We start from the raw sequence: 26341 nt of genomic DNA, 5'->3' as shown, positions 1-26341 counted from the left end.
TCTTGTACATCTACCGGAGGTTCGCCCGCACCAGCAGATAGACGAGGAAGGGCCCGCCGATCGCGGCGGTGACCACGCCGACCGGGAGCGAGACCGGCAGCGCCGTGCGCGCGATGAGGTCCGAGCCGATCAGCAGCAGCGCGCCCACCAGGCCCGAAGCCGCCATCGGCGGTGTGGGGCAGCGCGCCAGACGCATCGCCACCTGCGGAGCCACCAGCGCGACGAACGGCACCGGGCCCGCCGCGCTCACCGCCACACCGGCCAGCAGCACCGCGCACAGCAGCAGAACCGCCCGCACCCTCGCGTACCGGACGCCCAGGCCAGCGGCGACCTCGTCACCGAAGTGCATCGGCCTGAACTGGAAGGCGACGCAGGAGACGACGGCCAGGAGGACCAGCCCGCACCACAGGGCCGTCCAGACCTCGCCCCACGAGCTGTCCTCCAGCGAGCCGACCAGCCACACCTGGGCCCGGGCGACGTCCCTGATGTCGGCCGTGACAAGCAGCCAGGTCGTGATGGCCTCCATCACGGCGCTCACCGAGATGCCGATGAGGATGAGCCGGAAGCCGTCGACCCCGCGCCGCCACGCCAGGAAGTACACCAGCAGACCCGTGCCGAGCCCGCCCGCGAGCGCCGCGGCCGAGAGGCCGACGGAGTTGACGATCGCCGCGGCGGTCCCGCCCGAGACCGTCACCAGGAACACCGCGACCGCACTGGCGCCCTGGGTGATCCCCAGTACGTCCGGGCTGGCCAGGGGATTGCGCGCGATGGACTGCGTGATCGCCCCGGCCACCCCGAGCGCGATGCCCACGACCAGCCCGGCCAGGGCGCGCGGCATCCGCAGGTCCATGATGACGAACTGGTCGACCTGCTCGCCCCGTCCGAAGATCGTGGCGATCACCTGCGGGAGGCCTACGGGGAAGTCCCCGACGCCGATGGACACGCAGAACACCAGGAAGGTCGCCGCCGCGAGCAGCAGCGTGACGCACACGAGCCAGGGCCGCCAGACGAACGACACCCGGCCGAGCCGCACACCCGGCGGCAGGGCCGGCTTCACATCGGTCACGTTCATGCTTTTCTGAACTTTCCGCGCCACACGAGAACCGCGAAGAAGGGGGCGCCGAGGAGCGCCACGAGGACTCCGGCGTCCAACTCGCCCGGCCGCACCACCAGTCGGCCGACGATGTCGCAGAGCAGCAGCACCACGGCCCCGAGCAGACCGGCGTACGGCGCCAGCCAGCGGTAGTCCGGCCCGGTCAGGTACCGGGCCACGTGGGCCACCATGAGCCCGAGGAAGGCGATGGGTCCGCACGCGGCCGTCGCCGCGCCCGCCAGCAGCGTGATGGCGGTGATGCCGACGGTCCGGCTCAGCGCGATGTTCACGCCCAGCCCCCGGGCCACGTCGTCGCCCAGGTTGAGCAGGTTGAGGGAGGGCAGCGTGGTCAGGGCCGGCACCAGCCCGGCGCCGATGAACGCGGTCACCGGCCAGATGACGTCGAATCCGGCACCGGCGAGGGAGCCCGCGTTCCAGAACCGCAGGGCGTTCAGCGCCGCCTGGTCCGACAGTGCGACGGCGGTGGTCATCGCCGCGAGGAACACCGTGACGCCCTGGCCGGCCAGGGCGAGGGTCAGCGGATTGCCCGCCCCGCGCCCGATGCTCGCCAGCGCGAACACCACGACACCCGCGACGGCCGCCCCGGCGAAGGCGAACCAGACGTACTGGAAGGGGTTGCCGAGCCCGAACACGGAGATCGCCACCACGACCGCGAACGAGGCGCCGGAGTTCACGCCGAGCAGGCCCGTGTCGGCGATCGGGTTGCGCGTGAACCCCTGGATCAGCGCACCGCCGACGCCGAGGGCGATGCCCGCGACGATCCCGAGGACCGTACGGGGCACCCGTACGGTCTCGACGATGAGCCTGATCTCCGTGAGCCGCTGGTCGCGGTCCGGGGCGCCGAACAGCCCGTGCCACACCTCGGTGGGGCTGAGCGCGCGTGCGCCGACGGCCAGCGACAGGACCGCGGCGATCACGAGGACCGCCAGGAGGGTGCCCAGGCCCACGACCCGTCGCCGGCGGGTCTGTGTCGAGCCCCTGGTCGCGGGGCGCTCCACTGCCGCAGTCGTGCCCATGTCGACGTACGTTATCCCGTGCGCTGTCGGCGACTTGGCGTTCGGGCCGAACTGCCCGCTCGTCAACGGGTGGTGCTGCCGGAGCCGTCGGCGAGGGTCCGGGCGTCGGCGGCGGGCCCGGAGGTGCCACGGCCGAGCAGCGAGTCGAGTATCTCGCCCACCCTGATGGCGGTGTTGGAGAGCAGCGACGAGGTGATGCCGTGTGTGTGCTCCGTGCCGCCCTGCAGGTAGATGCCGCACCGCAGGGCGGGGTCGGTGGCGATGCGCCAGTCGCGCTCGACCCGGACGCGGCCCTCGTCGTCGCGGAGGCAGCTGTCGGCGACCTCGCCGAGCAGGCTGGTGGGGTCGGCGGGGCTGTAGCCGGTGGCGAGGACCACGACGTCCGCGTCCAGGTCGGTCTCCTCGCCGGTGACCAGGGACGTCACGGTGGCGCGGACGCTGGACGGGGTCTCCTTGACGCCGGTGAGGCGGGAGACGTTGAGGAAGCGCAGGCGTTCGGTGCCGAGGACCTTCTCCTGGTACGACTGCCGGTAGAGGTCGTCGATGAGTTCGATGTCCACCACGGAGTAGTTGGTGTTGCCGTGGTAGTCCATCAGCCGGCGCTTGACGTCCTCGGGCGCGGCGAAGTACTCGTCGACGGCCTGGGGGTCGAAGATCCGGTTGGCGAAGCTGCTGTCGTCGGCGGGGCTGTAGCCGTAGCGGGAGAAGACGGCGCAGACCTCGGCCCCGGGGAAGCGACGGTGCAGGTAGGCGACGTTCTCGGCGGCGCTCTGACCGGCGCCCACGACGACGAACCGGGAGGGCGAGGTGCCCTCCAACTCATCCACTTTGGCGAGCAGTTCGGAGTTGTGCCAGACGCGTTCGCCGCGCTCCACACCCTCGGGCATGAGGGGGCGCAGGCCGGTGCCGAGGACGAGGTTGCGGGCCCGGTGGACCTCGAGGCCGCCGCCGGAACGGACGGTCACCTCCAGGTGCTCCACGACGCCGTCCCGGGTCACGGGCGCGACGCCGACGACCTCGTGGCCGTAGGAGACCATGTCGTCGACCTGGGCCGCGGCCCACTCGAAGTAGTCGTGGAACTCCACGCGCAGCGGGAACAGGTTCTTGTGGTTGATGAAGTCGATCAGCCGGCCCTTGCTCTGCAGGTAGCAGAGGAAGCTGTACTCGCTGGCCGGGTTCCGCAGCGTCACCAGGTCCTTGAGAAAGGAGACCTGCATGGTGGCGTCGTCGATGAGCATGCCGCGGTGCCAGCCGAAGCGGGGCTGCTGCTCGAAGAAGTGAGCGGTGACCGCCTCCTGCCTGCCGACGCGGGTGTTGTGCTCGCGGAGCGCGATCGCCATGGCCACATTGGACGGCCCGAAGCCGATGCCGATCAGGTCGTGGACCAGTGGGGCGTCACCAGGAAGAACCTGCGACATGTCACTCCCATCGTGCGGGGCAGCCGCGTGTCAGGTGTGGAGGGAAGGAAAGGCGGGCATGCCAACGAAGCGGCACCCCAATGAACTTAGGTGAGCCTAAGCTAAACCCGTCGAGGTGTCGACAGGTCAAAACGGACACCGCGCGGATCGGATTCCGCCAACTGACCGACTCTGCACCCCCGTTGCGAGCTAAGGTAAGCCTTGCTTTACTTGCGTCGGCCAACACCTTGCTCTGAGGAGGAACCCCATGCGGGTCGTCATGTTCGGTTACCAGACCTGGGGCCATCGCACCCTGCAAGCCCTCCTGGAGTCCGAGCACGACGTGGTGCTGGTCGTGACCCACCCCAAGAGCGAGCACGCCTACGAGAAGATCTGGAGCGACTCCGTCGCCGACCTCGCCGAGGAGCACGGCGTCCCGGTGCTGATCCGCAACCGCCCTGACGACGACGAGCTGTTCGAGCGCCTCAAGGAGGCCGACCCGGACATCATCGTGGCCAACAACTGGCGTACCTGGATCCCCCCGCGCATCTTCGGCCTGCCGCGCCACGGCACGCTCAACGTGCACGACTCGCTGCTGCCGAAGTACGCCGGGTTCTCCCCGCTGATCTGGGCGCTCATCAACGGCGAGCCCGAAGTGGGCGTCACGGCGCACATGATGAACGACGAGCTCGACGCCGGCGACATCGTCCGGCAGGAGGCGGTGCCGGTCGGCCCGGCGGACACCGCGACCGACCTCTTCCACAAGACCGTCGACCTCATCGCCCCGGTCACCATCGGCGCGCTCGGCCTGATCGCCTCCGGGCAGACCGAGTTCACCCGGCAGGACCGCTCCCAGGCGTCCTTCTTCCACAAGCGGGCCGACGAGGACAGCCGCATCGACTGGAGCTGGCCGGCGGAGGACCTGGAGCGCCTGGTGCGCGCCCAGTCCGAGCCGTACCCCAGCGCCTACACCTTCCACAAGGGCAAGCGCCTCGACGTCCTGGCCTCGTTCGTCTCCGAGGGCCGCTACGGCGGCACGCCCGGCCGCATCTTCTACCGCGAGGGCGACGGCGTGGTGATCGTCGCCGGCGCCGACGCCCGCACCGGACGCAACCGCGGCCTGGCCATCACACGCGTACGGACCGAGGACGGCCGGGAGTTGCCCGCTGCCGAGTACTTCACCTCTATGGGCGGCTACCTCACCGTCCGCCCCTGACGTGCCGGCCCCGGTACGGTCCCGGGGCCGGCCGACATCGTGGCCGCGCGGACCCGGTCAGCGCGGCGACGATCGCGTGGCATCCGACCGTCCGGACGCCGGTCGCCCCCCCTCGGTCCGCAGCCCGAGGGCGTGTCGCCGGCTCAGGCCCGCCACCCGTAGCGGCGTTCGGGCCGGCCGGCGACGCCGTAGCGCAGGGACACCTCCGCGCTGCCCGTGCCGTGGAAGTACTCCAGGTAGCGGCGGGCGCTCACCCGGGACACGCCGGTGACGGCGGCGCACTCGGTGGCGGACAGGGTGCCGTCCGCCTCCCGCAGGGCCCGCTCGACGAGTTCGGCGGTCTCCACACTCATGCCCTTGGGCAGGGTGTGGGCCGGTGCGGGGACGAACGCGCCGGCCAGGACCCGGTCCACGTCCGCCTGGCCCCGGACCACCGTCGTGAGCATCCGGCCCCGCTGGGCGGCGTAGCGCTCCAGCCGGGGGCGCAAGTCCTCGAACCCGAAGGGCTTGAGGAGGTAGTCGACCACGCCGCGGCGGACCGCGCCGCGCACGGTGTCGGTCTCCGTCGCCGCACTGATGACCATGACGTCGCAGTCGTGGCCGGCGGTGCGCAGCCGGGGAATGACGTCGAGCCCGAAGAGGTCGGGCAGGTACAGGTCGAGCAGGATGAGGTCGGGGCGCAGTTCGTCGACCGCCTCGATGGCCTGTCCGCCCGTGTGGGCCGTGCCGACGACGCGGAACGGCTCGACGCGTTCGACGAACGCACGGTGGACTCTGGCCACCATGAAGTCGTCGTCGACCACGAGGACGTCGATCGCGCCCGCCTTGTCGCTTGCCTCGGTCATGGGGCCGCTCCTTCCGCCACCGCGGGGGTGAGGTGGCCGACGGTCATGCGTGCGGTGAACACAGCCCCTTCGGGGGTGTTGGCCACCGAGATCTCTCTCCCGTGCCGTTCGCAGACCAGCTTGGTCAGGGCCAGTCCGATGCCGCGCTCGCCCTCCCGCGCGGCCTTGGTGGTGAAGCCGTGGGAGAAGACCTCGCGGGCCAGTTCCGGAGCCACACCCGGCCCGGAGTCGCGGACCACGATCTCCACGCTGGAGGCGTCCTGCCGCAGCGCCACCTCCACCCAGGCGTCGTCCCGGGCGGCTGCGGCGTCGACGGCGTTGTCCACCAGGTTGCCCACCACGGTCGCCACGTCGGCCGCGTCCTCCGGGGCCAGCCGCTCCAGCGCGGTGTCGTCCGAGATCCGCAGGCTGACCTTGCGTTCCGCCGCGAGGGACGCCTTCGCCATCAGCAGCGCGGCGACCGCGGTGTCCCGGACGCGGCGGCTGAGGGTGACGTCCAGGGACTGGCGGTGCCGGCTCAGCGCGCGGATGTAGCTGACGACTTCGTCCTGCTCGCCGATCTGGATCAGCCCGGAGATGGTGTGCAGCTGGTTGGCGAATTCGTGCGCCTGCGCGCGCAGCAGTTCGGAGGAGCTGCGGAAGGAGCCGATCTCCCGTTCCAGCCGGGCGAGTTCGGTGCGGTCGCGCAGGGTGGTGACCGAGCCGAGGGGGCGGCCGTCCTTGGTGACGGTCATCCGGTTCATCACCAGAACCCGGCCGTGGCGGACGACGACCTCGTCGCGCTCGCCGGCGGCGGTGCCGGACAGCACGTCGCGCAGCCGCCCGTCGATGCCGAGGCCCTCCAGGCTCTGGCCGACGCAGTCCTCGGGCAGGTCGAGCAGACGGCGGCCCATGTCGTTGACGAGGGTGAGCCGGTGCTGCGGGTCCAGGGCGATCACGCCCTCGGCGATCCCGTACAGCATCGCCTCCCGGTGCTCGGCGAGCCCGGCGATCTCGCCCGGCTCCAGCCCGAGGGTCTGCCGTTTCACCCGCCGCGCGAGCAGCCAGGAGCCGGCCACGCCGAGTCCGCTGGCGATGCCCAGATAGGCGAGCAGGTAGGAGGACGCGCCGCTGAGCCGCTGCCACACCGTCGGGTCGGCCTCGCCGATCATCACCGTGCCGAGGATCCGGCCCAGGTTCTCCTCGGTGGCTCCGAGGACGGGCACCTGGGCGGCCAGCTCGCGGTTGCCGTCGCGGGTGAGCCGGCCGGACCAGCCGCGCCCACGGGCGGTGCCCGGCCCCAGCCGCATCCGCTCGCCGACGACCGTGGGATCCGTGGAGCTGACGATCCACCCGGCTCCGTCGGCCACTGTCACCGACGTCACCCCGGACTGCTCCTGCGTGGCGAGCACCAGCGGGGCGAGCGCCTCCCCGGGCGCGGGGCGCACCAGCTGGCTGCGCACCAGCGGGTTGGCGGCCAGTTGCTCGGCGAGCGCGCTCACCCGGCGTCCCTCGACGCGGTTGAAGGTGGCCTGCGACTGGGCGAGGGAGACCGCGGCGACAGCCAGCAGCACCACCACGACGATGGCGAGCTGGAGCACCAGCATCTCGCCCGCGAGCGAATGGCGACGAAAGGTGGCGACCACGACGAGCTCAATCTCCGGTGCCGCCACCAGGGGGCGGCTCATGTGCCGAGTCGCACCATCATGACGTCCGCCGGCATCAGCGACAAGGAGTCGTCCGGGCCGGGCCCGCTCCCGTCACTGCCGGCCGGGCCGGGGGCCGATGCCCCGCAGCTCCCTGATCGTGCCGCCGAGCTTCGCGCGGAAGGACTCCAGCAGCGCCGGCTTCACGCTGACCACCCAGCGCGTGCCGACGAGGTACTTGCCTCCGTAGACACGCGCCTCCTCCAGCCAGGTCTCCTTGAACCTCTCCTCGGGGAAGGTGGTGATGAGGTAGTCGGCCTTCTTGGTGCGGCACAGGCCCTGGCGCAGTTCGTCGGCGTCGATGCGGATCTTCGCCTTGCAGCCGGTCAGCCCGGCGATCACCTCCACCTTGGCCGGTGCGACGACCCCGGCGGCGGGAGCGGCGGTCACACTCGGCGCCGCCTTGCCGCCGCCGGCGCTCTCGGTGTCGTCACCGCCGCCGCAGGCCGTGACGAGGGGAAGCACGGCCAGGGCTCCGGCCGCCGCGACGGCGCGCGGCCAGTGGGCGCGGGACGGGCTCCGGCGGGTGGATCGTTCGAGCGGTTGCTGCTGGGACACGACGCCTCTCCGGGTGCGGGCCTTCGGCCTGTCGGCAGGAGTACCGGACAGGAGTACGCACAGGTCCGGGCAGGCGTTCACGCCTCTACGCGGCCTCCTCCACCGCGGCATCCCGCGTCCTGTCGGCCGGCCCGCCGAACTGGGTGCGGTACAGCTCGGCGTACCGCTGCCCCGCCTCCAGGAGTTCCTCGTGCGTGCCCCGTTCCACGATCCGGCCGGCCTCGACGACCAGGATCTGGTCCGCCGCGCGGACGGTGGAGAGGCGGTGGGCGATCACGACGGCGGTGCGGCCTTCGAGGGCTTCGGCGAGGGCTTCCTGGACGGCGGCCTCGGAGGTGTTGTCGAGGTGGGCGGTGGCCTCGTCGAGGATGACGACGCGCTGGCGGGCCAGCAGCAGCCGGGCGATGGTCATGCGCTGGCGTTCGCCGCCGGAGAGGCGGTAGCCGCGCTCGCCGACCACGGTGTCGAGGCCGTCGGGCAGGGACCGTACGAGGTCGTCGAGGCGGGCCCGGCGCAGCGCGTCCCACAGGTCGTCCTCACCGGCCTCGGGGCGGGCGAGCAGGAGGTTGGCGCGGACGGTGTCGTGGAAGAGGTGGCCGTCCTGGGTGACCATGCCCAGGGTCTGCCGCAGGGACCGCGCCGTGAGGTCGCGGACGTCGACGCCGCCGATGCGCACGCTTCCCTCGTCGGTGTCGTACAGGCGCGGCATCAGCTGCGCGATGGTCGACTTGCCCGCGCCGGAGGAGCCGACGAGGGCCACGGTCTGCCCGGGTTCGGCGCGGAAGGACAGGCCGTGCAGGACCTCGTCGCCGCCCCGCTTGTCCAGGGACGCGACCTCCTCCAGGGAGGCCAGGGAGACCTTGTCGGCAGCGGGGTAACCGAAGCGGACGTGGTCGAACTCGACCGCCACGGGCCCGTCGGGCACCGGGCGCGCGTCCGGCTTCTCCTCAATGAGGGGCCTGAGGTCGAGCACCTCGAAGACCCGCTCGAAGCTGACCAGGGCGCTCATCACCTCGACGCGCGCCCCCGCGAGCGCCGTCAGCGGCGCGTAGAGCCGGGTCAGGAGCAGCGCGAGCGACACCACCGCGCCCGGTTCCAGGGCGCCGCGCAGGGCGAACCAGCCGCCGAGGCCGTAGACCAGGGCCAGGGCGAGGGCGGACACCAGGGTGAGGGCGGTGATGAAGGCGGCCTGGGCGGTCGCCGTGCGGATCCCGATGTCCGCGACCCGGCGGGCCCGTTCGGCGAACTCCCGCGACTCCTCCTCGGGACGCCCGAAGAGCTTGACCAGGGTGGCGCCGGGTGCGGAGAACCGCTCGGTCATGCGGGTGCCCATCGCCGCGTTCAGCGTGGCCGCCTCCCGCTGCATCCGGGCCATCCGGCTGCCCATACGCCGGGCCGGGATCACGAACACCGGCAGCAGCACCAGCGCCAGCAGGGTGATCTGCCAGGACAGCGTGAGCATCACCGCGAGGGTGAGCAGCAGCGTGACGAGGTTGCTGACCACTCCGGAGAGGGTGTTGCTGAACGCGCGCTGGGCGCCGATGACGTCGTTGTTGAGCCGGGAGACGAGGGCGCCCGTACGAGTGCGTGTGAAGAACGCGACCGGCATGCGCTGCACATGGTCGAAGACGGCGGTCCGCAGATCGAGGATGAGATGCTCCCCGAGCGTCGCCGACAGCCTCCGGCCGAGGATGCCCAGCGCCGCCTCCGCCACCGCGATCAGCGCGATGAGCAGGGCCAGGCGTACGACCCTGCCCTCGTCGCCGTCCGACACGATCGTGTCCACGACCCACCCGGCGAGGACGGGCGTCGCCACGGCCAGCAGGGCGGTGCCCACGCCGAGCAGGACGAAGAGGGCGATGCGGCGCCGGTGCGGGCGGGCGAACGCGCCGATGCGGCGCAGGGTCGTCAAGGCGAAGGGGCGGCGCTCCTGTTCGGCGTTCATGACGCTGTGCAGCTGTGTCCACGCTGTGGTCTCCATGCTCATGGAAGCGACCGTAGAACCTCAAGCATTCTTGAGGTCAAGAAGCTCGCACATTGCCCCGACATCCCGCACAATCAGCCCGATCCCCCGCTTCTCCGTCCCTCCGCGCAAAGGCCCCGATGACGCTCCCCACACAGCCGCTTCCCGCGCGCAATCCCCAGTCTCCGCTCCCGCAACCCGCAGTTGGCACGGCCTGGACAGCCTCGGGAGACGTGACAGCGGTACAACTCCCCGAACTCCGCCCGGGACGACTCCCCCGTCGCGTCCCGGTCCGCCGCCTGCGACAGATCCTGTGTCTGCTCCCGCTCCTGCTCGTCACCGTGGTCGCGGTGCGGCACCGGTCGGTGCTGGCCGCCGGTTTCGCGCATCTGGGCACCGCCGAGTGGCCCTGGCTGCTGGCCGCGGCCGGCGCGACCTGTCTGACCTGGGTCGCCGCCGCCTGCACCCGGCAGGGCGCGGTCGTCGAGCGGCTGCCCCGGCGACGGCTGCTGGCCACGCAGTTCGCGGCGGGCGCGGCCAACCACCTGCTGCCGACCGGGCTGGGCGCGAGCGCGGTCAACCTGCGGTTCATGACGGTGTGCGGGCTGCCGCTCGCCCGCTCCTCGGCCGCTCTCGGCCTGTACCTGCTCGCCGAGAGTGTCGGCCGGGTGGTGCTGCTGGGCGTCCTGTTCGTCGCGTTCCCCGACGCGCTGAGCCTCGGCACACTGGTGCCGGAGACGGCCTTCGGCCCGCTGCTGGCCGGCGCCGCGGTGGTGCTCGTGATCGCCGCGACCGTGCTCGTCCTCGTGCGCCGGCTGCGCTCGGCCCTGGTGTCCTTCCTGCGTACGGCGCTCGGTGAGGCGCGCTCGGTGCACACCCGCCCGGCGCGGGCCCTGGCGCTGTGGGGCGGGTCCTTCGCCTTCCCGGCGCTGCAGGCGTCCGTACTGGTGCTGGTGGGGCGGGCGCTGGGGCTGGACGTCCCGGCCGCGCACATGGCGGTGGCCTACCTGGCGGCGACGGTCGCCGTCGCGCTGGTGCCCACACCGGGCGGGATCGGCTCGGTGGAGGCGGCGCTGGTCGTGGCGCTGGTGGCGGCGGGCGGCCCGGCCGCGGTGGCCACCGCCGTGGTCCTGGCCTTCCGGGTCATCACCGTCTGGCTGCCGCTGGTGCCGGGTGCGCTGACGCTGGCGGCACTGGTGCGGCTGAAGGTGATCTGACCCGGGCGTGACAGTGCGTCATGTGCAGTAACTCACCCTCCGCTCACCCGCGTCCGCGGTACGGAACCCCGCGCGGGATACGGCAGGATGAACGATCGTGCCGACCGCAGGTCAGGGTGGTCGGGCACCTTCGAACATCCCGGAAGACGAGCAGGTGACGACGTGACGAGACTTCACATCCGGCCGTTGGCGGCGGCGTTCGCCGCGGTTCCCCGCCTGGGAGGTGACCGGTGAACCGGGCGCTCACCGTGGACGATCTGCTGTTCGCCGGCATCGCCCTCGCCTCGGGCCTGGTGGCGGCGTTCGCGCTGCGCATCGTGCTGCGCTGGCTGGGCGGGCACGCCGACCGCACCCGCTGGAGCGGGGACGACGTCATCGTGCACGCGCTGCGGGCCGTGGTGCCCTGGGCCGCGGTCGTGGGCGGCGTGGCGGGCGCGGCGGCGGTGCTGCCGCTGACCCGCGCGGTGCAGCACACCACCAACCAGGTGCTCACCGTGCTGCTCATCTTCGTCGCGACGGTGTCGGCGGCCCGGGTGGTGACCGGGCTGGTGCGCACGTTCACCCAGTCCCGTTCCGGGGTCGCCGGTTCGGCCACGATCTTCGTCAACATCACCCGGATCCTGGTCCTGGCGATCGGCTTCCTGGTGGTGCTCCAGACCCTGGGCATCTCCATAGCGCCGCTGCTCACCGCCCTGGGTGTCGGCGGTCTGGCGGTAGCGCTGGCGCTGCAGGACACCCTCGCCAACCTCTTCGCGGGCATCCACATCCTCGCGTCCAAGACCGTCCAGCCCGGTGACTACATCCGGCTCAGCAGCGGCGAGGAGGGCTACGTCGAGGACATCAACTGGCGGCAGACGACGATCCGCAACCTGTCCAACAACCTCATCGTGCTCCCCAACGGTCAGCTCGCGCAGGCGAACATGACCAACTTCATGCGCCCCGAGGAGCAGCTGACCATCCTGGTCCAGGTCGGGGTGGCCTACGACAGCGACCTGGAGCACGTGGAGCGCGTGACCAACGAGGTCATCGCCGAGACCATGACCGAGGTCGAGGGCGCCGTGCCGGACCACGAGCCGATCATCCGGTTCCACACCTTCGGCGACTCCCGCATCGGCTTCACCGTCATCCTGGGCGTCGGCGAGTTCAGCGATCAGTACCGGATCAAGCACGAGTTCATCAAGCGCCTGCACAAGCGCTACCGCGCGGAGGGCATCCGCATCCCCGCCCCGGCCCGCACGGTGGCGCTCCAGCAGGGCGCGGTCGCCATCCCGCAGCAGCGGACCGGCGAGATCGAGCCGAGCGGACTGAGTCACGCCCGGCTCGACTAGGTCGTTACAGCGTCGCGGAGTTCTCGTGGCGGTGGCTGTCCCTCCGGTCGCGCGGCGCCGAGAGGGACGCCTTCGCCGGCGTCACGGTCCAGTCCGGGTGACCCGGCATCCGAGGCGTCTTCGTGCCGTACAGCCACTCCCGCAGGAAGCCGCTGAGGTCCTGGCCGGAGACCTCCGAGGCGACGGCGATGTAGTCCTGCGTGGAGGCCGAGGAGTCGCGGTACCGCTCCAGGAACGCGCGCTCCAGGGCGGTGAAGGCCGCCTCGCCGACCTGCTGCCGCAGCGCGTACAGCACGAGCACGCCGCCCAGGTAGCGCTGGCCGTCGAACAGGTTGGCCGCGTTGGGCGCCGCGACCGGCCCGGAGTCGCGACGCCACTGGTCGCCCTGGGCGTAGGTGTGCTTCATGCGGGCTTCCAGCGTGGTCATGCCCAGGGAGTCGGCCCAGCCGCGCTCGTAGCGGTACAGCAGCCCGTAGAAGTCGGCGTGGCCCTCGTTCAGCCACAGGTCGGCCCAGGTGGCGGGGCTGACGCTGTTGCCGAAGTAGGAGTGGACCAGCTCGTGCATCATGTGCGAGCCGATCTTGCTCTCCTCCTGGAGGAGGTAGTTCGGCTTGTAGAGCGTGAGGGTCTGGGTCTCCAGGCCGGTGAAGTCGAAGGCGTCCGAGGCGTCGTTGTTGCAGGGCAGCAGGCCGTACGTCTCGAAGGGGTACGCGCCGAGCCGCTGCTCGACCCACGCCACCAGGGCCGGGGTGAGCGCCAGGGCCGGTTCCAGGGCGGCGGCCCGGGCGACGGGGACGACGTCCCGCAGCGGCAGGCCGTGCGGGCCCCGCCGGTCCTTGATCACGTAGTCGCCGACGGTGATCTGCACCACCTCGGTGGCGATCGGCGAGCGGGAGCGGTACGTGTACGCGGTCCGGCCGCCGGACAGCTGCTCGGTGCGCTCGAGCCGGCCGCTGGCGACGCCCCGCAGTCCGGCGGGCACGGTGAGGCGGAAGGTGAAATCGGCCTTGTCGGAGGGGTGGTCGTTGCAGGGGAAGACGGTGTGCGCCAAGTCCGGCTGGCAGCACACCGCGAACCCGTCGGGGGTGGCCACCCAGCCGCCGGCGGGCGGCGGGGTCCGGCGCGGGTCGGCGCCGTAGGCCACGGACACCGTGGCCCGGGCCTTCGCCGCGAGCGGACGGGCGGGGGTGATCCGCAGCTTCTCGGCCACCTGCTCGAAGGCGGCCGTGCGGCCGTCGACCCGGACGGAGCGTATGTCCAGGCCGCGCGCGTCCAGGGAGAGGCGGCTCAGGGCCTGGGTGGTGCGGATGGTCAGGGTCGCGGTGGCCTCGACGAGCCTGGTCGTGGCGTCGTACGCGAAGTCGAGGTGGTAGGCCGAGACGCGGTATCCGTCGTTGCCGAGGGCGGGGTAGACGGGGTCACCGAGGGTCTCGGGGCCCGGGGTGGCACCGGTCCTGCCGGCCGCCTGGGCCGGGATCCCCGTGGTCAGTACCGCCGCCGTGCCGATCAGGGCGGCCGCGGGGGCCGTCACTCTGGTGCGATATCTCATGGTCCGCTTTCGCTCGGACGGCCGGGTGGTCAGGTCCGGCCGTGGCTTGGAGTGAGTGATCTCTCTCCAGGACTCGGGAAGGGGGCGATCGGTTGCACGAAACTGGTCGCGGACCCCTGTCGAGACGAGGTCGATCACGAGATATCTTGATGTCGAGCAATGTTGCAGACGTGGAGCGGAGCACCCGGTGACTGACTCGACCATCATCTATACGCACACTGACGAGGCCCCCGCCCTGGCGACGTATTCCTTCCTGCCGGTGGTCCGGGCGTACGCGTCGCAGGCGGGTGTCGCCGTGGAGACCCGCGACATCTCGCTGGCCGGACGCATCATCGCCCTGTTCCCGGAGTACCTGACCGAGGACCAGCGCATCCCGGACGCCCTCGCGGAGCTCGGCGAGCTGGCCAAGACGCCCGCCGCCAACATCATCAAGCTGCCGAACATCTCGGCGTCCATCCCGCAGCTCAAGGCCGCCGTCGCCGAGCTGCAGGGCCAGGGCTACGCGCTGCCGGACTACCCGGACGACCCGAAGACCGACGAGGAGCGCGAGATCCGCGCCCGCTACGACAAGGTCAAGGGTTCCGCCGTGAACCCGGTCCTGCGTGAGGGCAACTCCGACCGGCGCGCCCCCGCCTCGGTCAAGAACTACGCCAAGTCCCACCCGCACCGCATGGGCGCCTGGACCTCCGAGTCCAAGACCAACGTGGCGACCATGGGGCAGAACGACTTCCGCTCCACCGAGAAGTCCGTCGTGATCGCCGAGGACGGCGCGCTGCGCATCGAGCTCGTCGGCGACGACGGCACCACCACGGTGCTGCGCGAGTCCGTACCCGTCCTCGCCGGCGAGGTCGTCGACGCCTCCGTGATGCGGGTCGCCGCGCTGCGCGAGTTCCTGACCGCGCAGGTCGCCAAGGCCAAGGCCGAGGGCGTGCTGTTCTCGGTGCACCTGAAGGCGACGATGATGAAGGTCTCCGACCCGATCGTCTTCGGCCACGTGGTGCGCGCCTTCTTCCCGAAGACGTTCGCGCAGTACGGCGACAAGCTCGCGGCGGCCGGCCTGACCCCGAACGACGGTCTGGGCGGCATCTGGAAGGGCCTGGACGCCCTGCCGGAGGGCGCCGAGATCAAGGCCTCCTTCGACGCCGAGCTCGCCGAGGGCCCGGAGCTGGCCATGGTCGACTCCGACAAGGGCATCACGAACCTGCACGTCCCCTCGGACGTCATCGTGGACGCCTCCATGCCGGCCATGATCCGCACCTCCGGCCACATGTGGGGCCCGGACGGCAATGAGCACGACACCCTCGCGGTCCTGCCGGACTCCTCCTACGCGGGCGTCTACCAGGCCGTGATCGAGGACTGCCGGGCCAACGGCGCCTTCGACCCGTCGACCATGGGCACGGTGCCGAACGTCGGCCTGATGGCGCAGAAGGCCGAGGAGTACGGCAGCCACGACAAGACCTTCGAGGTCCCCACGACGGGCACCGTCCGCCTGGTCGACGGCAACGGCACCGCGCTCATCGAGCAGGCCGTCTCGGCCGGCGACATCTTCCGCGCCTGCCAGACCAAGGACGCCCCGATCCGGGACTGGGTGAAGCTGGCCGTCACCCGCGCCCGCGCCACCGGCGACCCGGCGGTGTTCTGGCTGGACGAGACCCGCGCGCACGACGCCAACCTGATCGCCAAGGTCAACACCTACCTCGCCGAGCACGACACCGAGGGCCTGGACATCCGGATCCTCAACCCGGTAGAGGCGACGAAGCTGTCGGTGGAGCGCATCCGCCGCGGCGAGAACACGATCTCGGTCACCGGCAACGTCCTGCGTGACTACCTGACCGACCTGTTCCCGATCCTGGAGCTGGGCACCAGCGCCAAGATGCTGTCGGTCGTCCCGCTGATGGCGGGCGGCGGCCTGTTCGAGACGGGTGCGGGCGGCTCGGCGCCGAAGCACGTGCAGCAGCTGGTGAAGGAGAACTACCTGCGCTGGGACTCCCTGGGTGAGTTCTTCGCCCTGGTGCCGTCCTTCGAGCAGCTCGCGAAGGTGGCGGGCAACGCCCGCGCCCAGGTCCTGGCCGACACCCTCGACCGCGCCACGGCGACCTTCCTCAACGAGGACAAGTCCCCGACCCGTCGCGTCGGCGGCATCGACAACCGCGGCAGCCACTTCTACCTGTCCCTGTACTGGGCGCAGGAGCTGGCCGGGCAGACCGACGACGCGGACCTGGCGAAGGCCTTCGCCCCGCTCGCCGAGACGCTCGCCGCGAACGAGCAGAAGATCGTCGACGAGCTGATCGGCGCCCAGGGCAAGCCGGTCGACATCGGCGGCTACTACCAGCCCGACCCGGCGAAGGCCGCGGCGGCCATGCGCCCGTCCACCACGTGGAACGAGGCCCTGGCCTCCCTGAGCTGACGCCCCGGCCTTCATCGGCCCCCGACTCCGCCCCGGCCGGCACAGCGCCCGGCCGGGGCGGAGCCGTGTGTGCGCCCCTCCCCCGGCCCTCACCACTCCCGCGTGGCGATCAGCTCCTCCACGTCCGCGTCCGGGAAGCCGTACGCACGCGCGAGGAAGGCGAAGTCCTCGGCTATCTCCTCCCGGGCCACCGTCTCGATCTCGCTGTCCGCGGCCTCGAACGCGGCCTCCAGGTCGTTGAACTCCTCGGTGGCCGCGTGGGTCAGGACGTACAGCCCGTCGAGGCCGGCGGGCCGCTCCCGCTCGATGCGCTCGCACAGGGCGAGCAGGATCGCGCGGCCGCGGTCCACCACGTGGTCCGGGTAGTAGTCGTCCTCGTACAGCGCCCGGAGGAACGGATGGGTGCTCACCTGCTCGTTGCTGATCGGCATGACGTCCTCGGCCTCTATGGTCCGGCGATGTGGCACCTTGATCCTGCCGGACGCCACTGACAACGCCCCTGGAGCCGCCTCGTGACCGCTGCCCCGCCGCCCTTCGAGCTGCTGCCCGGGGCCGGACGGTCCCCGGTGCTCCTTCATGTGCCGCACTCCGCGCGGGAGATACCGGACGCCGTGCGGGCGGGGATCGTGCCGGCCGGTGAGGAGCTGGCGCGGGAGCTGGACCACATCACGGACGCGTACACGGACCGGATCGCCGAGGCGGCGGCCGGGCTGGCGGGTGTCACGCCGTGGCGGTTCGTCAATCGGCTGTCCCGGCTGGTCGTCGATCCGGAGCGGTTTCCGGACGGGCGGGAGGAGATGCTGGCCGTCGGGATGGGGGCGGTGTACACGCGGACCACGCACGGCGATGTGCTGCGCCCCGACGACGTCGATGCCGGGCCGCTGGTCGAGCGGTACTTCGAGCCGTACGCGCGGGCGATGACGCGGGCCGTGGCGGACCGGCTGGACGCCGCCGGCCGGGCCGTGATCATCGACGTGCACTCCTACCCGAGCCGGAGGCTGCCGTACGAGCTGCACGGGGAGGGGCCCCGCCCGGCGGTCTGCCTCGGTACCGACTCCTTTCACACGCCCCCCGCGCTGCTGGACGCCGCCCGGGAGGCGTTCGGGGAGACGGAGCTCGACACCCCGTTCGGCGGGACCTACGTCCCCCTGGAGTTCTACGGGAAGCGGCCCGAGGTGAGCGCGCTGATGGTGGAGATCCGCCGCGACACCTATATGACCGAGCCGGGCGGCCCCGCCGGCCCCGGGCTGGAGCGACTCGCGGCCGCGCTGGCCGGCCTCGTCGACGCGGTGTCCCACTGAAGAACCGTCTGACCAGGTTCACGACCTGGTGACTAGGCCCGCAGCCACTCCGTCACCACCACGTCCCCACCGGTCCGCAACCGCAGGGCGAACGGGCCGGACAGCGGCACGTCACCGGTGAAGCGGCCCAGGTCGTCGGCCGTGAGCGGGGAACCGGGCCGCGGCCCGCCGAGGACCTCGATGCGGGCCGGCTGCGGCGGCAGCACCTGCCCCATCAGCCCCTGCGCCGTCACCTCGACGTCGACGGTCACCTCGCCCGCCCGGAAGGTCAGCATCCGGGGCGTGTCGGTGACGCCCCTGACCGGGAGGGCGTCGACCAGCGAGTCGAAGGTCAGCTCGGCCACACGCGCGTCGAGGTCGTGCAGCGCGTAGGCGTCGACCGCGATCTGCTGGAGCTCCGGCGGCACCGGGTCGAGGACGGCGGCGGCCTGCCGCAGCTCCTCCTCCAGCAACCCGGCGCCGAACTCCTCGTCGCCCCAGTCCACTTCGCCGAACAGGTCGTCGTCGTGCAGGTCGCCGTTCATGTCGCTCACATCGCCCCCCGTGCCTCGAGCCGGGCCCGCAGCCGCCGCAGACAGCGCTGGCGCAGCGGCCCGATGCTGCCCACCGCGATCCCCAGCGCGGCGGACACGTCCTGGTAGCTGGGCGGCGGCGTGGCCATCAGCACGCGCAGCAACTGCCTGCACCGCTCGCCCAGTTCCTCGAACTCCTGCCACAGCCGCCGTACGCGTTCGCTCTGCGCGGCGGCCTCCTCGGAGTCCAGCAGCGACTGTTCCGGCGTGCCGTCCTCGCTGACCCGGTCCAGCAGCTGCGGATCGTCCGTCAGGGTCAACCGCTGGGAACTCTTGATGACCTTCAGGCACTCGTGGCGTGCGGTGCTGGCCAGCCACGCACCCGCCTTGCCGGGCTCGCGGATCCGCCCGAGGTGCTGCGCGAAGCGGAACCAGGCCGTCTGGTACACCTCGTGGGCGTCGGCGTCGGAGAGCCGGTGGGCTCGGACGACGGACCAGACCAGCGGGCTCAGCCCTTCCACGAGCGCCTTCCAGGCCGCCGCGTCACCGTCGGCGGCTGCCTGGACGAGCGCGCCGGCATCAGTACGGTCCACGGCAGCCCCACCCCTCGAGTACGGCACGTCATCGTACGCCGTGGAGGGGGCGGCTTCGGCCCTCACAGCCCGGCGCCGAGGCGCACGACCGGGACCGGGCGCCAGGTAGGCGGACGCAGCGCCGGGACGTGTGCGCCGCGCACTTCCGCGAACTCCGCGTTGGCGGCGAGGAGTTGCTTCCGGGCCGCGCGCGGGTCGGTCTCCTTGTGCGCCGTCATGTGGGCGGCGACCAGGCCGGCGGTGACAGGGGTGGCGAAGGATGTGCCGCTCCACTGCGCGTACCCCTCGAACATCACCTGGTCCGGCTTGGCGGCGTTGCCCTCGTCGCTCAGCACGCCGCTGTGGCGCGGGTGCTGGCAGGTGCAGCCGTAGGAGAAGCCGTAGCGGCAGGCGTCGTACGTGGAGTGCTGGTACACGTACGGAACGGGCGAGTCGAAGCCGGTGAGGACGCTGGTGAGGCGCTCGCCGGGGGCGTAGACCTTCACCCAGGGGCCGTGGTTGGTGAAGCAGGCGCCGAACTCGCCGTCGCTGCGCAGGGCTCCGACCGACAGCACGGAGTCCTCCCAGCCGGGCAGATCGGCGTAGGCGGCGGGCCAGAACGGCGCGGCGCTGCCGTTGTTGCCGGCGGCGGCGATCAGCAGGGTGCGCTGCTCGCGCAGTTCCCTCATGAAGTTCTCGACGCCGAGCAGTCCGTCGCTGCGGCCGTTGGAGGTGCCGGCGGAGAGGCTGAGGACATCGGGCCAGCCGCCTGCGTCGACGGCCTCGAAGAGCTTCTCGCCGAACTCGGACTCCAGGATGGCGCCGGCGTCGTTGAGGGTGCCGCGGACGGTGATGTCGGTGTTGGGCGCGACAGCGGCGACGAGCCCGGCGATGAACGTGCCGTGGCCGACGTACTGCTGGAGGATCCCCTGGTCGTCGCACTCCTGGAGCTGGGCGTCGCCGCCGGTGTGGGCCAGCAGGCCGCAGGAGCGGTAGTCGTGCATGAGGCCGGTGTCGACGACGAGGACGCCGACGGCGGTGTCCGGGTCGTGGGGCGTGTCGGCGGCGGCCGGGTTGGGCGGCTCGCTGAGCGGGGCCGGGACGGGTTCGTCGCCCGGGCAGGCGTTGACCGCGATGTGCACCACGTGGTTGCGGGCGACCATCCGGTGCCCGGCCCGGGACTCGTGCTCCCGCACGGAGCGCAGGGCGTGGGCGACGGTGCGGTCGGCGTCCCGGCCGCCCTCGCCGGGGTCGCCGACGCGGATCCGGGTGATGCCGCTGCGGTTGGTCTGCGGTCCCGCCCGGCGGACCTGCTCCTGGTCGAGGTCGGGTGCCGCCGTGAAATGCGCCCGTACCGTGTCCTCGACGATCCGCGCCTGCTCACCGTCCCGGACGAGGACCACGCCCTTCTCGTACATGAACTCCGCCGAGTCGTCCGGGCCCATCGCCAGGGGGACGTCCGGCATCGAGCGCTGGATCTGGTCGAACTGCTCGTGGAAGCGCTGCGGTGACATGGCGGGTCCTCCCGTTGGTGCGACGGCGTCGGCCGGTGCCGTTGAGCGGTCGTCAACAAGAGCCGCCGGGCCGTCCCTTGATACAGCTCCACACCTGTGAGGTGCGCTCCTGGGCCACTACCATCCGAGGAGTGACAGCGGGAAGCGACTCGGTTACGGAACTGCTGCCGATGGTGTTCGCCGACCCGGGCGAGGCTCTCACGAGGGCCCGGGCGCTGCTCGACGCCGGTCCCTCCCCGCTGGACGCCTCCGTCGCCCACCAGGTGATCGGCATCTGGCAGCGGGACTTCGGCGATCTGCGGCTCGCGCTGCACCATCTGCGGCGTGCCCGGGCGTGCGCGGCGCGCGCCGACTCGGCCGACCGGGAGGCGGACGTGCTGGCCACGCTGGGCGTGGCGCTGGTGCACGCGGGCCGCACCCGGGAGGGCCTGGCGGCGTTCGAGCGGGGTGTGGCGCGCGGCGGCGGGCACACCAGGGCGCGGGTGCTGTACCGGCGGGCGTATGTGTGGTGGGTGCTCGGTCACCATCGCGAGGCGCTGGAGGACGTGCGCCGGGCGGTGCCCGTGCTGCGGCAGGCGGACGACGTGATCTGGACGGCGCGGGCGCTGACCCTGAGGGCCACCGTGCATCTGGCGCTGGGGTCGGTGGAGCGGGCCGAGGCGGACTTCACCGCGGCCGAGGCACTGTGGGACACCACCGGCCAGGAGCACGACAAGGCCGACGCGGTGGAGAGCCGGGGCCTGGCCGCGTTCCGGTCCGGGGACGTGCCGGCGGCGCTGCGGCTGCTGGACGAGGCGGAGGAGCGCTACGCCCGGCTCGGCACGCCGACGTTCATGCTGAACATCCGGCGCTGCGAGGTGCTGATGGCCGCCGGGCTGGCACCGGAGGCGCTGGCCGAGGCCGACGCGGCGATCGGGAAGCTGGACGGGATCGGCGGGCAGTCCACCCGTAAGGCGGAACTGCTGCTGGCGGCCGCACGGGCCGCACGGCTGGCGGGCGATCCGCACACGGCGATCGCCCGCGCGGCCCTCGCGGTACGGCTGTTCGCCGGGCAGCGGCGCACCTGGTGGGAGACGCACGCCCGGCTGGTGCTGATCGAGGCGCGGCACGCGGCCGGGCGCGGCTCGGGACGGCTGGTCGCCGATGCCGCCGCGGTGGCCGGGACGCTGGCGTCCTTCGGCGCCCCGGCCGCGCCGGAGGCCTCGCTGCTCGCGGGCCGGATCGCGCTGGACCTGGGCTGGACTGCGGACGCGGAGCGGCACTTGGCCGTGGCCGCGCGCAGCCGGCGCAGTGGTCCGCCGCTGGCGCGGATGACGGGGTGGGCGGCGCAGGCGCTGCGGGCACAGGCCGCCGGGTCGGCGCGGGGGGTGCTGGAGGCCTGCCGGCGGGGCCTGGACGTCCTCGACGACCACCGGATGACGCTGGGCGCCTCGGAGTTGCGGGCCCGTGCCACCGAACAGGGCGCGGAACTCGCCGCGTTGGCGCAGCAGGCCAGTCTGGTCTCCGGCGGGCCGCGGCGGCTGCTGGTGTGGAGCGAGCGCTGGCGGGCCACCGTGCTGTCCACAGCGCCGACCCGGCCGCCCGCCGACCCGGAACTGCTCAGCGGCATGACCGCCTTCCGCGAGATCGCCTCGCGTGCGGAGGCCGCCCGGATGGAGGGCCGGCCGGTTCCGGCGCTGGAGCGCGAACAGCGGCGCCTGGAGCGGGAGATCCGCTCCAGGACCCTGCACATGCGGGGCGAGGCGCCCGGGGCCGGGGACCGGTTCGACGTGGGCCGGCTGCTGGAGCACCTGGGCGACGAGGTCCTGCTGGTGGAACTCGCCGTCCTCGACGGCCGGGTGCAGGTCCTGCTGTGCGGGCGGGGGCGGGTGCGCCGGTTCGAGGCCGGGCTGCTCGCCGAGGCGGAGACCGAGGCCGAGCACGTCCAGGCCGGGCTGCGGCGGCTGGCCCACCCCGGGGCGGAGGCCCGGCTTCCGGTGGTGGAGGCGGCGGGGCGCCGACTGGAGGAACTGCTGCTCGGACCGGCCGCGGCGCACCTGGGCGGCGGCCCGGTCGTGATCGTGCCGCCGGGGCGGCTGCACCGGGTGCCGTGGTCGCTGCTGCCGTCGCTGCGGGAACGGGTGCTCAGCGTGTCGCCGTCGGCCGGCAGCTGGCTGCGGGCCTGGGAGACCGCGCCGCCGCCGGAGGGCTGCCATGTGCTGGTGCGCGGCCCGGGCCTGGCGACGGGCGGCGCCGAGGTGCCCGAACTGGCGGCCCGGTACGGCTGTGCGACGGTCCTGGAGGAGGACGAGGCACGGGTGCCGCGGGTGCTGGAGGAGCTGGACGGGACGGCGCTGGCACACATCGCCGCGCACGGCACGTTCCGCGCGGACAGCCCGCTGTTCTCCTCCCTGCGGATGGCCGACGGGCCGATCGTCGTGCACGACTTCGAGCGGCTGGACCGCAGCCCCTATCGGATCATCCTGTCCTGCTGCGACACCGCGCGCCTCGCCTCGGTCGGTGCGGACGAACTGCTCGGCCTGGTGACGGCGTTGCTGCCGCTCGGCACGGCCGGGGTGGTGGCGTGCAGCGCGCCCGTGAACGACGCCGCGGTGGTGCCGCTGATGCTCGCGCTGCACAAGGGCCTCGATGCCGGCCTGTCCCTGGCGGAGGCGCTGCGTGACGCCCGGGCCGCCCTGCCGGGCGACGCGCTGCACCAGGCCACGGGGTGGGCGTTCTCGGCGTTCGGGGCGGCCTGACCCGTCCCCTGTTCGGGTCAGGCCGCCGGTCCTGGTGCCGGCTCAGGCCGGCTGGGCTTCCGGCGCCTGAGCGAGCCACGGCAGGGCGCCGCGGTCGCTCGCGCCGAGCCGGGCGTAGGCGCTGTACAGGTGGTTGCCGACGGTGCGGACGGACAGGGTGAGGCGTTCGGCGATCTGCCGGTTGGTCAGGCCGGCCGCGGCGAGGGCGACGATCTGCCGCTGCCGGGCGGTGAGTTCACCGAGGACCAGCCCGGACAGCGCGGGGGTACGGGCGCCCTGGCAGCGCCGGGCCAGGGCGACGGCCCGGGTGCGGGAGTGCCGGGCGGCGCGCGGGTCGCGGTGGGCGGGTACGGCCTGGGCATGCGCCTCCGCGGCGAACAGCAGGAAGCCCCGCCGCTCCAGTTCCCCGGCCACCTCGTCCAGGTCCGGGCCGTCGGCGCGGGTGAGCGCGTCGGCGTGCCGGGCGAAGACGCCGCTGAGCCGGTCGATGACCTTCTCGGGGGCGCCGAAGCGGACGGCGTCGTAGGGGTCGGTGAGGGCCTCCAGGTCCGGATCCAGGTCACCCCGGCTGTCCACCGCCGCCGCGGCGCGGTCGAGTTCGGCCCGGCAGGGCGCGTTCCCGGGGTCGCCTCGCAGGCCTTCCCGCGCCCAGGCCGCCGCTTCCCTCACCTCCCCGCGCAGCCGCGCGAACCGGGCGCGCAGCGCGGCGTACCCGGCCGGCAGCGGGCCGCCCTCGGCGACCAGCCACTCCCCGACCGGTGTGGCCGTCGCCCGTACGTCGGCCTGGTCGATCCGGTGGGCCAGGGCGGCCGACTCGGCGTCGAGGGCGGCGGCGTACACGTCCGGCGTCCGGGCCAGCCGGCGTGCCCGCAGCCGGCCCGTCGCGGCCCGGAGCACCCACCCGTACAGAGGGTGGGCGAGACGGACGGCACCGCGGTCGTCGACCTCGATCAGGCCGTCGGACTCCAGCGCTTCGAGGGCGCCGAGGTCCAGGTCGTCCAGGTTCGGGGGCAGGGGTTCGGCGAAGGCGAGGCGGTCGAGGGCCTCGCGTTCGCGAGGGCAGGTCCGGCCTAGGACGGGGGCGGTGCGCTCGCGCACGGCCGCGGTCAGCGGGACCTGGCCCCGCCAGGCCCGTTCGCCGGTGTCCGGGACGGGGGTCAGCAGCCCGCGGACCGCCCCCAGCAGGTCGCGCAGCAGCCGCAGGTCGCCCTGGCTCAGGTGGCGCAGCCGGTTCACGGTGAGCGCGTCGAGAGGGCCGGCGCCGGCCGTGAGCAGCCGGCCGGTCTCCTCCTCGGGCAGCGGCTCCAGCGCGAGGCGCGGCAGGAGCTCACCGGTCCACAGCCGGGAGATGGCGCCGGGCACGGGGGTGCCGTCCGTGGCGACGACCAGCAGCCGGGTGCGCCCGTGCACGGCGAGCTGATGGACCAGGGCGGCGGAGGCGTCGTCGAGAAGGTGCGCGTCGTCCACCAGCAGGGTGCGGACCCCGGACAGCATCCGGACGGCGCGGTGCAACGTGACCGACTCGGGCAGCAGATGGGCGAACGCGGCGAAGGCGATGGTCCGGCTCTCGGGCGTACCGGCCGCCCGTGCGCAGTCGGTGCCGCGGATCGCCTCGGTGACGAGGCGGGTCTTGCCGCAGCCCGCAGGGCCCGTCACCACGATGCCGCGCCGCACGCCGGTCAGGGACCGGCGGACCAGCTCCAGTTCGTCCTCCCGCCCGGCCAGCGGCCAGGGCAGCTCCAGCGTCGTCGCGTCCCTCTCGTAAGTCATCACACAGACATGAGCGCGGCTACTCAACCTTGATACAGGGCGACTTGAGTAGCCCCCGACTCAGGCGCCCGGGGCGGTCGGCAGGGCAGGCTGTGGCCCATGACCGCACGCTACTGCTCGCTGGCACGGACGCCGGCGCCCGCCTTCGCACCGGGGCTGGCGGCCGAGCGGCTGAACGCGCTCGCGAGCGGACGGCGGATGTGGGTCAACGGCACCGTTGTGCACTACTGGTTCTTCGACGGTGACACCGACGCGTCCGTCATCCCCGTGCCGGGGAGGGGGATGACGCGACGGGTGTCGTGGGCCGGCGCCGAGGAGCAGCGGGACGTGGTGCGGGCGGGCTTCCGGGAGTGGCAGGACCTCGGCATCGGGATCGCCTTCGCCGAGGTCGACGACCGCTCGGAGGCCGAACTGCGCATCGGGTTCCAGGCCGGTGACGGCTCCTGGTCGGCGGTGGGCCGGGACGCGCTGCTCGCCGGCCGGCAGGAACGCACCATGAACTTCGGCTGGGACCTGACCGCGCCCGGGGAGCGCTGGACGGCCCTGCACCAGATCGGGCACGCGCTCGGCATGCTGCACGAGCACCAGAGCCCGTTCGCGGGCATCCACTGGGACGACGAGGCCGTCTACGCCGAACTGGCGGGCCCGCCCCACCACTGGAGCCGGGAGCGGACGCACTACAACATCCTGCGCAAGCTCGGCCCGGACGAGGTCAACGGCTCCGTCTGGGACCCGCAGTCGATCATGGAGTTCCCGTTCCCGCCGGGGCTGATCCTGGAACCGGAGCAGTACCGCGGGGGCCTGAACCCGCCCGGCACCCTGTCCGCCGCCGACAAGGAGTCCGTGCTGCGCTGGTATCCGCCGGCGCATCCGCAGGGTTCGCCCGCGCTGGTGCCGTTCCGCTCGGCCCCGCTCGGTCTCGGCCCGGGCGAGCAGGCGGACTTCGTGATCGACCCGCCGGAGACCCGCACGTACACGCTGGGCACGTTCGGCGACTGCGACGCCGTCGTCGTGCTCTTCGAGGAGCGGGACGGGGAATTCCGCTACCTCGCCGGCCGGGACGACGGGGGAACTCCGCACAACGCCACGATCGACGCCCGGCTCGTCAAGGGCCGGCGCTACACCGTCCGCGTACGCCTGTACTCCGCCTGGGGTTGCGGCGGAACGGCGGTGATGTGCTGGTGACGGCACACATCCGCCGCGCGGACATCTGAGCCACAGTCCGGCACCGGGGGAGCGGTCGAGGACGTCGCCCATGGGGGTGGGTGACGTCCTCGACCACGCCATGTGCCGGGGACCGGGGGGGCCGCCGGCTCCAGCGAGCCGGCCTACGCCGAACTCGTCGCCGGGCCGCGCACGTTGGTCCCCGTCGACCGCCCGGGCAGTTTCAGCGGCAGCAGCGCGGAGGCGTTCGGGGCCATGGCGCTGTCCCGGCCGCGCTCCGCGCGCGGTCTCGCCCTGTCCATGGCCCACGAGATGCAGCACAGCAAGTTCGCCGCCGTACTGCACCTGTTCGACCTGTTCGAGCCGGGCGGCGAGGAGCGCTAGTACGCGCCGTGGCGTCCCGATCCCCGTCCCCTGCTCGGTCTCTTCCACGGGGCTTACGCACACCTGGGCGTGGCGGACTTCTGGAACCGGC

Annotated in this window: 20 protein-coding genes and 1 pseudogene; 8 read left to right on the top strand and 13 right to left on the bottom strand. The window is 72.7% G+C overall.

The window, feature by feature from the left end; all coding sequences use genetic code 11:
- Positions 1–10: 10 nt before the first annotated feature.
- The 3 genes from G3I77_RS08075 to G3I77_RS08065 all read right to left on the bottom strand — a co-directional run bounded on the left by G3I77_RS08075 (position 11) and on the right by G3I77_RS08065 (position 3548).
- Positions 11–1072, bottom strand: coding sequence for an iron chelate uptake ABC transporter family permease subunit (locus G3I77_RS08075; RefSeq protein ID WP_248501937.1), 1062 nt, complete (start codon positions 1070–1072; stop codon positions 11–13).
- The gene (locus G3I77_RS08070; RefSeq protein ID WP_248501936.1) at positions 1069–2130 is read right to left on the bottom strand and encodes an iron ABC transporter permease; all 1062 of its coding nucleotides are present in this window, start codon (positions 2128–2130) and stop codon (positions 1069–1071) included. The genes G3I77_RS08075 and G3I77_RS08070 overlap by 4 nt, the downstream gene beginning before the upstream one ends.
- A 62-nt stretch (positions 2131–2192) precedes the next feature.
- Positions 2193–3548 carry a lysine N(6)-hydroxylase/L-ornithine N(5)-oxygenase family protein gene (locus G3I77_RS08065; protein ID WP_248501935.1) on the bottom strand — a complete coding sequence of 452 codons (1356 nt, stop codon included), beginning with the start codon at positions 3546–3548 and terminating at the stop codon, positions 2193–2195.
- Positions 3549–3795: 247 nt separating this feature from the next.
- Between G3I77_RS08065 and G3I77_RS08060 the strand changes: the two genes are divergently transcribed.
- Positions 3796–4743, top strand: a complete 948-nt coding sequence (locus G3I77_RS08060) for a methionyl-tRNA formyltransferase (protein WP_248501934.1) — start codon at positions 3796–3798, stop codon at positions 4741–4743.
- Between the two features lie 143 nt (positions 4744–4886).
- Here the strand turns inward: G3I77_RS08060 and G3I77_RS08055 are convergent, their stop codons facing one another.
- The 4 genes from G3I77_RS08055 to G3I77_RS08040 form a co-directional block, all read right to left on the bottom strand.
- Positions 4887–5588, bottom strand: a complete 702-nt coding sequence (locus G3I77_RS08055; RefSeq protein WP_248501933.1) for a response regulator — start codon at positions 5586–5588, stop codon at positions 4887–4889.
- Positions 5585–7213, bottom strand: a complete 1629-nt coding sequence (locus G3I77_RS08050; protein ID WP_248502611.1) for an ATP-binding protein — start codon at positions 7211–7213, stop codon at positions 5585–5587. The genes G3I77_RS08055 and G3I77_RS08050 overlap by 4 nt, the downstream gene beginning before the upstream one ends.
- Positions 7214–7327: 114 nt before the next feature.
- Positions 7328–7831 carry a hypothetical protein gene (locus tag G3I77_RS08045; protein WP_248501931.1) on the bottom strand — a complete coding sequence of 168 codons (504 nt, stop codon included), beginning with the start codon at positions 7829–7831 and terminating at the stop codon, positions 7328–7330.
- Between the two features lie 85 nt (positions 7832–7916).
- Positions 7917–9812 carry an ABC transporter ATP-binding protein gene (locus G3I77_RS08040; protein WP_248502609.1) on the bottom strand — a complete coding sequence of 632 codons (1896 nt, stop codon included), beginning with the start codon at positions 9810–9812 and terminating at the stop codon, positions 7917–7919.
- Between the two features lie 215 nt (positions 9813–10027).
- On the opposite strand from G3I77_RS08040, the gene G3I77_RS08035 reads away from it, so the two are divergent.
- Both G3I77_RS08035 and G3I77_RS08030 read left to right on the top strand, forming a co-directional pair.
- Positions 10028–11011, top strand: coding sequence for a YbhN family protein (locus G3I77_RS08035; protein ID WP_374385363.1), 984 nt, complete (start codon positions 10028–10030; stop codon positions 11009–11011).
- A gap of 230 nt (positions 11012–11241) precedes the next feature.
- The gene (locus G3I77_RS08030; RefSeq protein WP_248501929.1) at positions 11242–12339 is read left to right on the top strand and encodes a mechanosensitive ion channel family protein; all 1098 of its coding nucleotides are present in this window, start codon (positions 11242–11244) and stop codon (positions 12337–12339) included.
- 4 nt (positions 12340–12343) lie between these two features.
- Here the strand turns inward: G3I77_RS08030 and G3I77_RS08025 are convergent, their stop codons facing one another.
- Positions 12344–13888 carry a M1 family metallopeptidase gene (locus G3I77_RS08025; protein ID WP_248501927.1) on the bottom strand — a complete coding sequence of 515 codons (1545 nt, stop codon included), beginning with the start codon at positions 13886–13888 and terminating at the stop codon, positions 12344–12346.
- Between the two features lie 187 nt (positions 13889–14075).
- On the opposite strand from G3I77_RS08025, the gene G3I77_RS08020 reads away from it, so the two are divergent.
- On the top strand, positions 14076–16295 hold the full coding sequence (locus G3I77_RS08020) for an NADP-dependent isocitrate dehydrogenase (RefSeq protein WP_248501925.1): 2220 nt from the start codon (positions 14076–14078) through the stop codon (positions 16293–16295).
- Between the two features lie 89 nt (positions 16296–16384).
- Here G3I77_RS08020 and G3I77_RS08015 read toward each other — a convergent pair whose 3' ends face one another.
- The gene (locus G3I77_RS08015; RefSeq protein ID WP_248501924.1) at positions 16385–16726 is read right to left on the bottom strand and encodes a DUF5713 family protein; all 342 of its coding nucleotides are present in this window, start codon (positions 16724–16726) and stop codon (positions 16385–16387) included.
- A gap of 81 nt (positions 16727–16807) precedes the next feature.
- Between G3I77_RS08015 and G3I77_RS08010 the strand changes: the two genes are divergently transcribed.
- On the top strand, positions 16808–17596 hold the full coding sequence (locus tag G3I77_RS08010) for an N-formylglutamate amidohydrolase (protein WP_248501922.1): 789 nt from the start codon (positions 16808–16810) through the stop codon (positions 17594–17596).
- Between the two features lie 32 nt (positions 17597–17628).
- Here the strand turns inward: G3I77_RS08010 and G3I77_RS08005 are convergent, their stop codons facing one another.
- The 3 genes from G3I77_RS08005 to G3I77_RS07995 form a co-directional block, all read right to left on the bottom strand.
- The gene (locus G3I77_RS08005) at positions 17629–18120 is read right to left on the bottom strand and encodes a hypothetical protein (RefSeq protein WP_248502605.1); all 492 of its coding nucleotides are present in this window, start codon (positions 18118–18120) and stop codon (positions 17629–17631) included.
- 5 nt (positions 18121–18125) lie between these two features.
- Complete coding sequence (locus tag G3I77_RS08000; protein ID WP_248501920.1) at positions 18126–18701, bottom strand: sigma-70 family RNA polymerase sigma factor; 576 nt, start codon at positions 18699–18701, stop codon at positions 18126–18128.
- Positions 18702–18763: 62 nt separating this feature from the next.
- Positions 18764–20194 carry a S8/S53 family peptidase gene (locus G3I77_RS07995; protein WP_248501918.1) on the bottom strand — a complete coding sequence of 477 codons (1431 nt, stop codon included), beginning with the start codon at positions 20192–20194 and terminating at the stop codon, positions 18764–18766.
- A 170-nt stretch (positions 20195–20364) separates the two neighbouring features.
- Here G3I77_RS07995 and G3I77_RS07990 point away from each other — a divergent pair, with 170 nt between their 5' ends.
- Positions 20365–22932 (top strand): CHAT domain-containing protein, encoded by a 2568-nt coding sequence (locus tag G3I77_RS07990; RefSeq protein ID WP_248502604.1) that lies wholly within the window; start codon positions 20365–20367, stop codon positions 22930–22932.
- Positions 22933–22974: 42 nt separating this feature from the next.
- Here the strand turns inward: G3I77_RS07990 and G3I77_RS07985 are convergent, their stop codons facing one another.
- Positions 22975–24702 carry a LuxR family transcriptional regulator gene (locus G3I77_RS07985; RefSeq protein ID WP_248501917.1) on the bottom strand — a complete coding sequence of 576 codons (1728 nt, stop codon included), beginning with the start codon at positions 24700–24702 and terminating at the stop codon, positions 22975–22977.
- A gap of 99 nt (positions 24703–24801) precedes the next feature.
- Between G3I77_RS07985 and G3I77_RS07980 the strand changes: the two genes are divergently transcribed.
- On the top strand, positions 24802–25887 hold the full coding sequence (locus G3I77_RS07980; protein ID WP_248501916.1) for a M12 family metallopeptidase: 1086 nt from the start codon (positions 24802–24804) through the stop codon (positions 25885–25887).
- 102 nt (positions 25888–25989) lie between these two features.
- Positions 25990–26340 (top strand): annotated as a pseudogene (locus G3I77_RS07975) (HEXXH motif-containing putative peptide modification protein); the annotation flags it as partial.
- Position 26341 lies beyond the last annotated feature (1 nt).

It is taken from the genome of Streptomyces sp. D2-8 (assembly GCF_023184515.1).
Taxonomy (GTDB): domain Bacteria; phylum Actinomycetota; class Actinomycetes; order Streptomycetales; family Streptomycetaceae; genus Streptomyces.
Note: the sequence above shows the minus strand (reverse complement) of the source record. Positions and strands in the feature narration are given on the sequence as shown.

Bases quoted from the DNA above. Each gene is read 5' to 3' on its own strand.
- G3I77_RS08040 (WP_248502609.1), bottom strand. From the start codon at position 9,812: ATGGAGACCACAGCGTGGACACAGCTGCACAGCGTCATGAACGCCGAA.
- G3I77_RS08055 (WP_248501933.1), bottom strand. From the start codon at position 5,588: ATGACCGAGGCAAGCGACAAGGCGGGCGCGATCGACGTCCTCGTGGTC.
- G3I77_RS07980 (WP_248501916.1), top strand. From the start codon at position 24,802: ATGACCGCACGCTACTGCTCGCTGGCACGGACGCCGGCGCCCGCCTTC.
- G3I77_RS08060 (WP_248501934.1), top strand. From the start codon at position 3,796: ATGCGGGTCGTCATGTTCGGTTACCAGACCTGGGGCCATCGCACCCTG.
- G3I77_RS08065 (WP_248501935.1), bottom strand. From the start codon at position 3,548: ATGTCGCAGGTTCTTCCTGGTGACGCCCCACTGGTCCACGACCTGATC.
- G3I77_RS08005 (WP_248502605.1), bottom strand. From the start codon at position 18,120: ATGAACGGCGACCTGCACGACGACGACCTGTTCGGCGAAGTGGACTGG.
- G3I77_RS07990 (WP_248502604.1), top strand. From the start codon at position 20,365: ATGGTGTTCGCCGACCCGGGCGAGGCTCTCACGAGGGCCCGGGCGCTG.
- G3I77_RS08025 (WP_248501927.1), bottom strand. From the start codon at position 13,888: ATGAGATATCGCACCAGAGTGACGGCCCCCGCGGCCGCCCTGATCGGC.
- G3I77_RS07995 (WP_248501918.1), bottom strand. From the start codon at position 20,194: ATGTCACCGCAGCGCTTCCACGAGCAGTTCGACCAGATCCAGCGCTCG.
- G3I77_RS08070 (WP_248501936.1), bottom strand. From the start codon at position 2,130: ATGGGCACGACTGCGGCAGTGGAGCGCCCCGCGACCAGGGGCTCGACA.
- G3I77_RS08015 (WP_248501924.1), bottom strand. From the start codon at position 16,726: ATGCCGATCAGCAACGAGCAGGTGAGCACCCATCCGTTCCTCCGGGCG.
- G3I77_RS07985 (WP_248501917.1), bottom strand. From the start codon at position 24,702: ATGACTTACGAGAGGGACGCGACGACGCTGGAGCTGCCCTGGCCGCTG.
- G3I77_RS08075 (WP_248501937.1), bottom strand. From the start codon at position 1,072: ATGAACGTGACCGATGTGAAGCCGGCCCTGCCGCCGGGTGTGCGGCTC.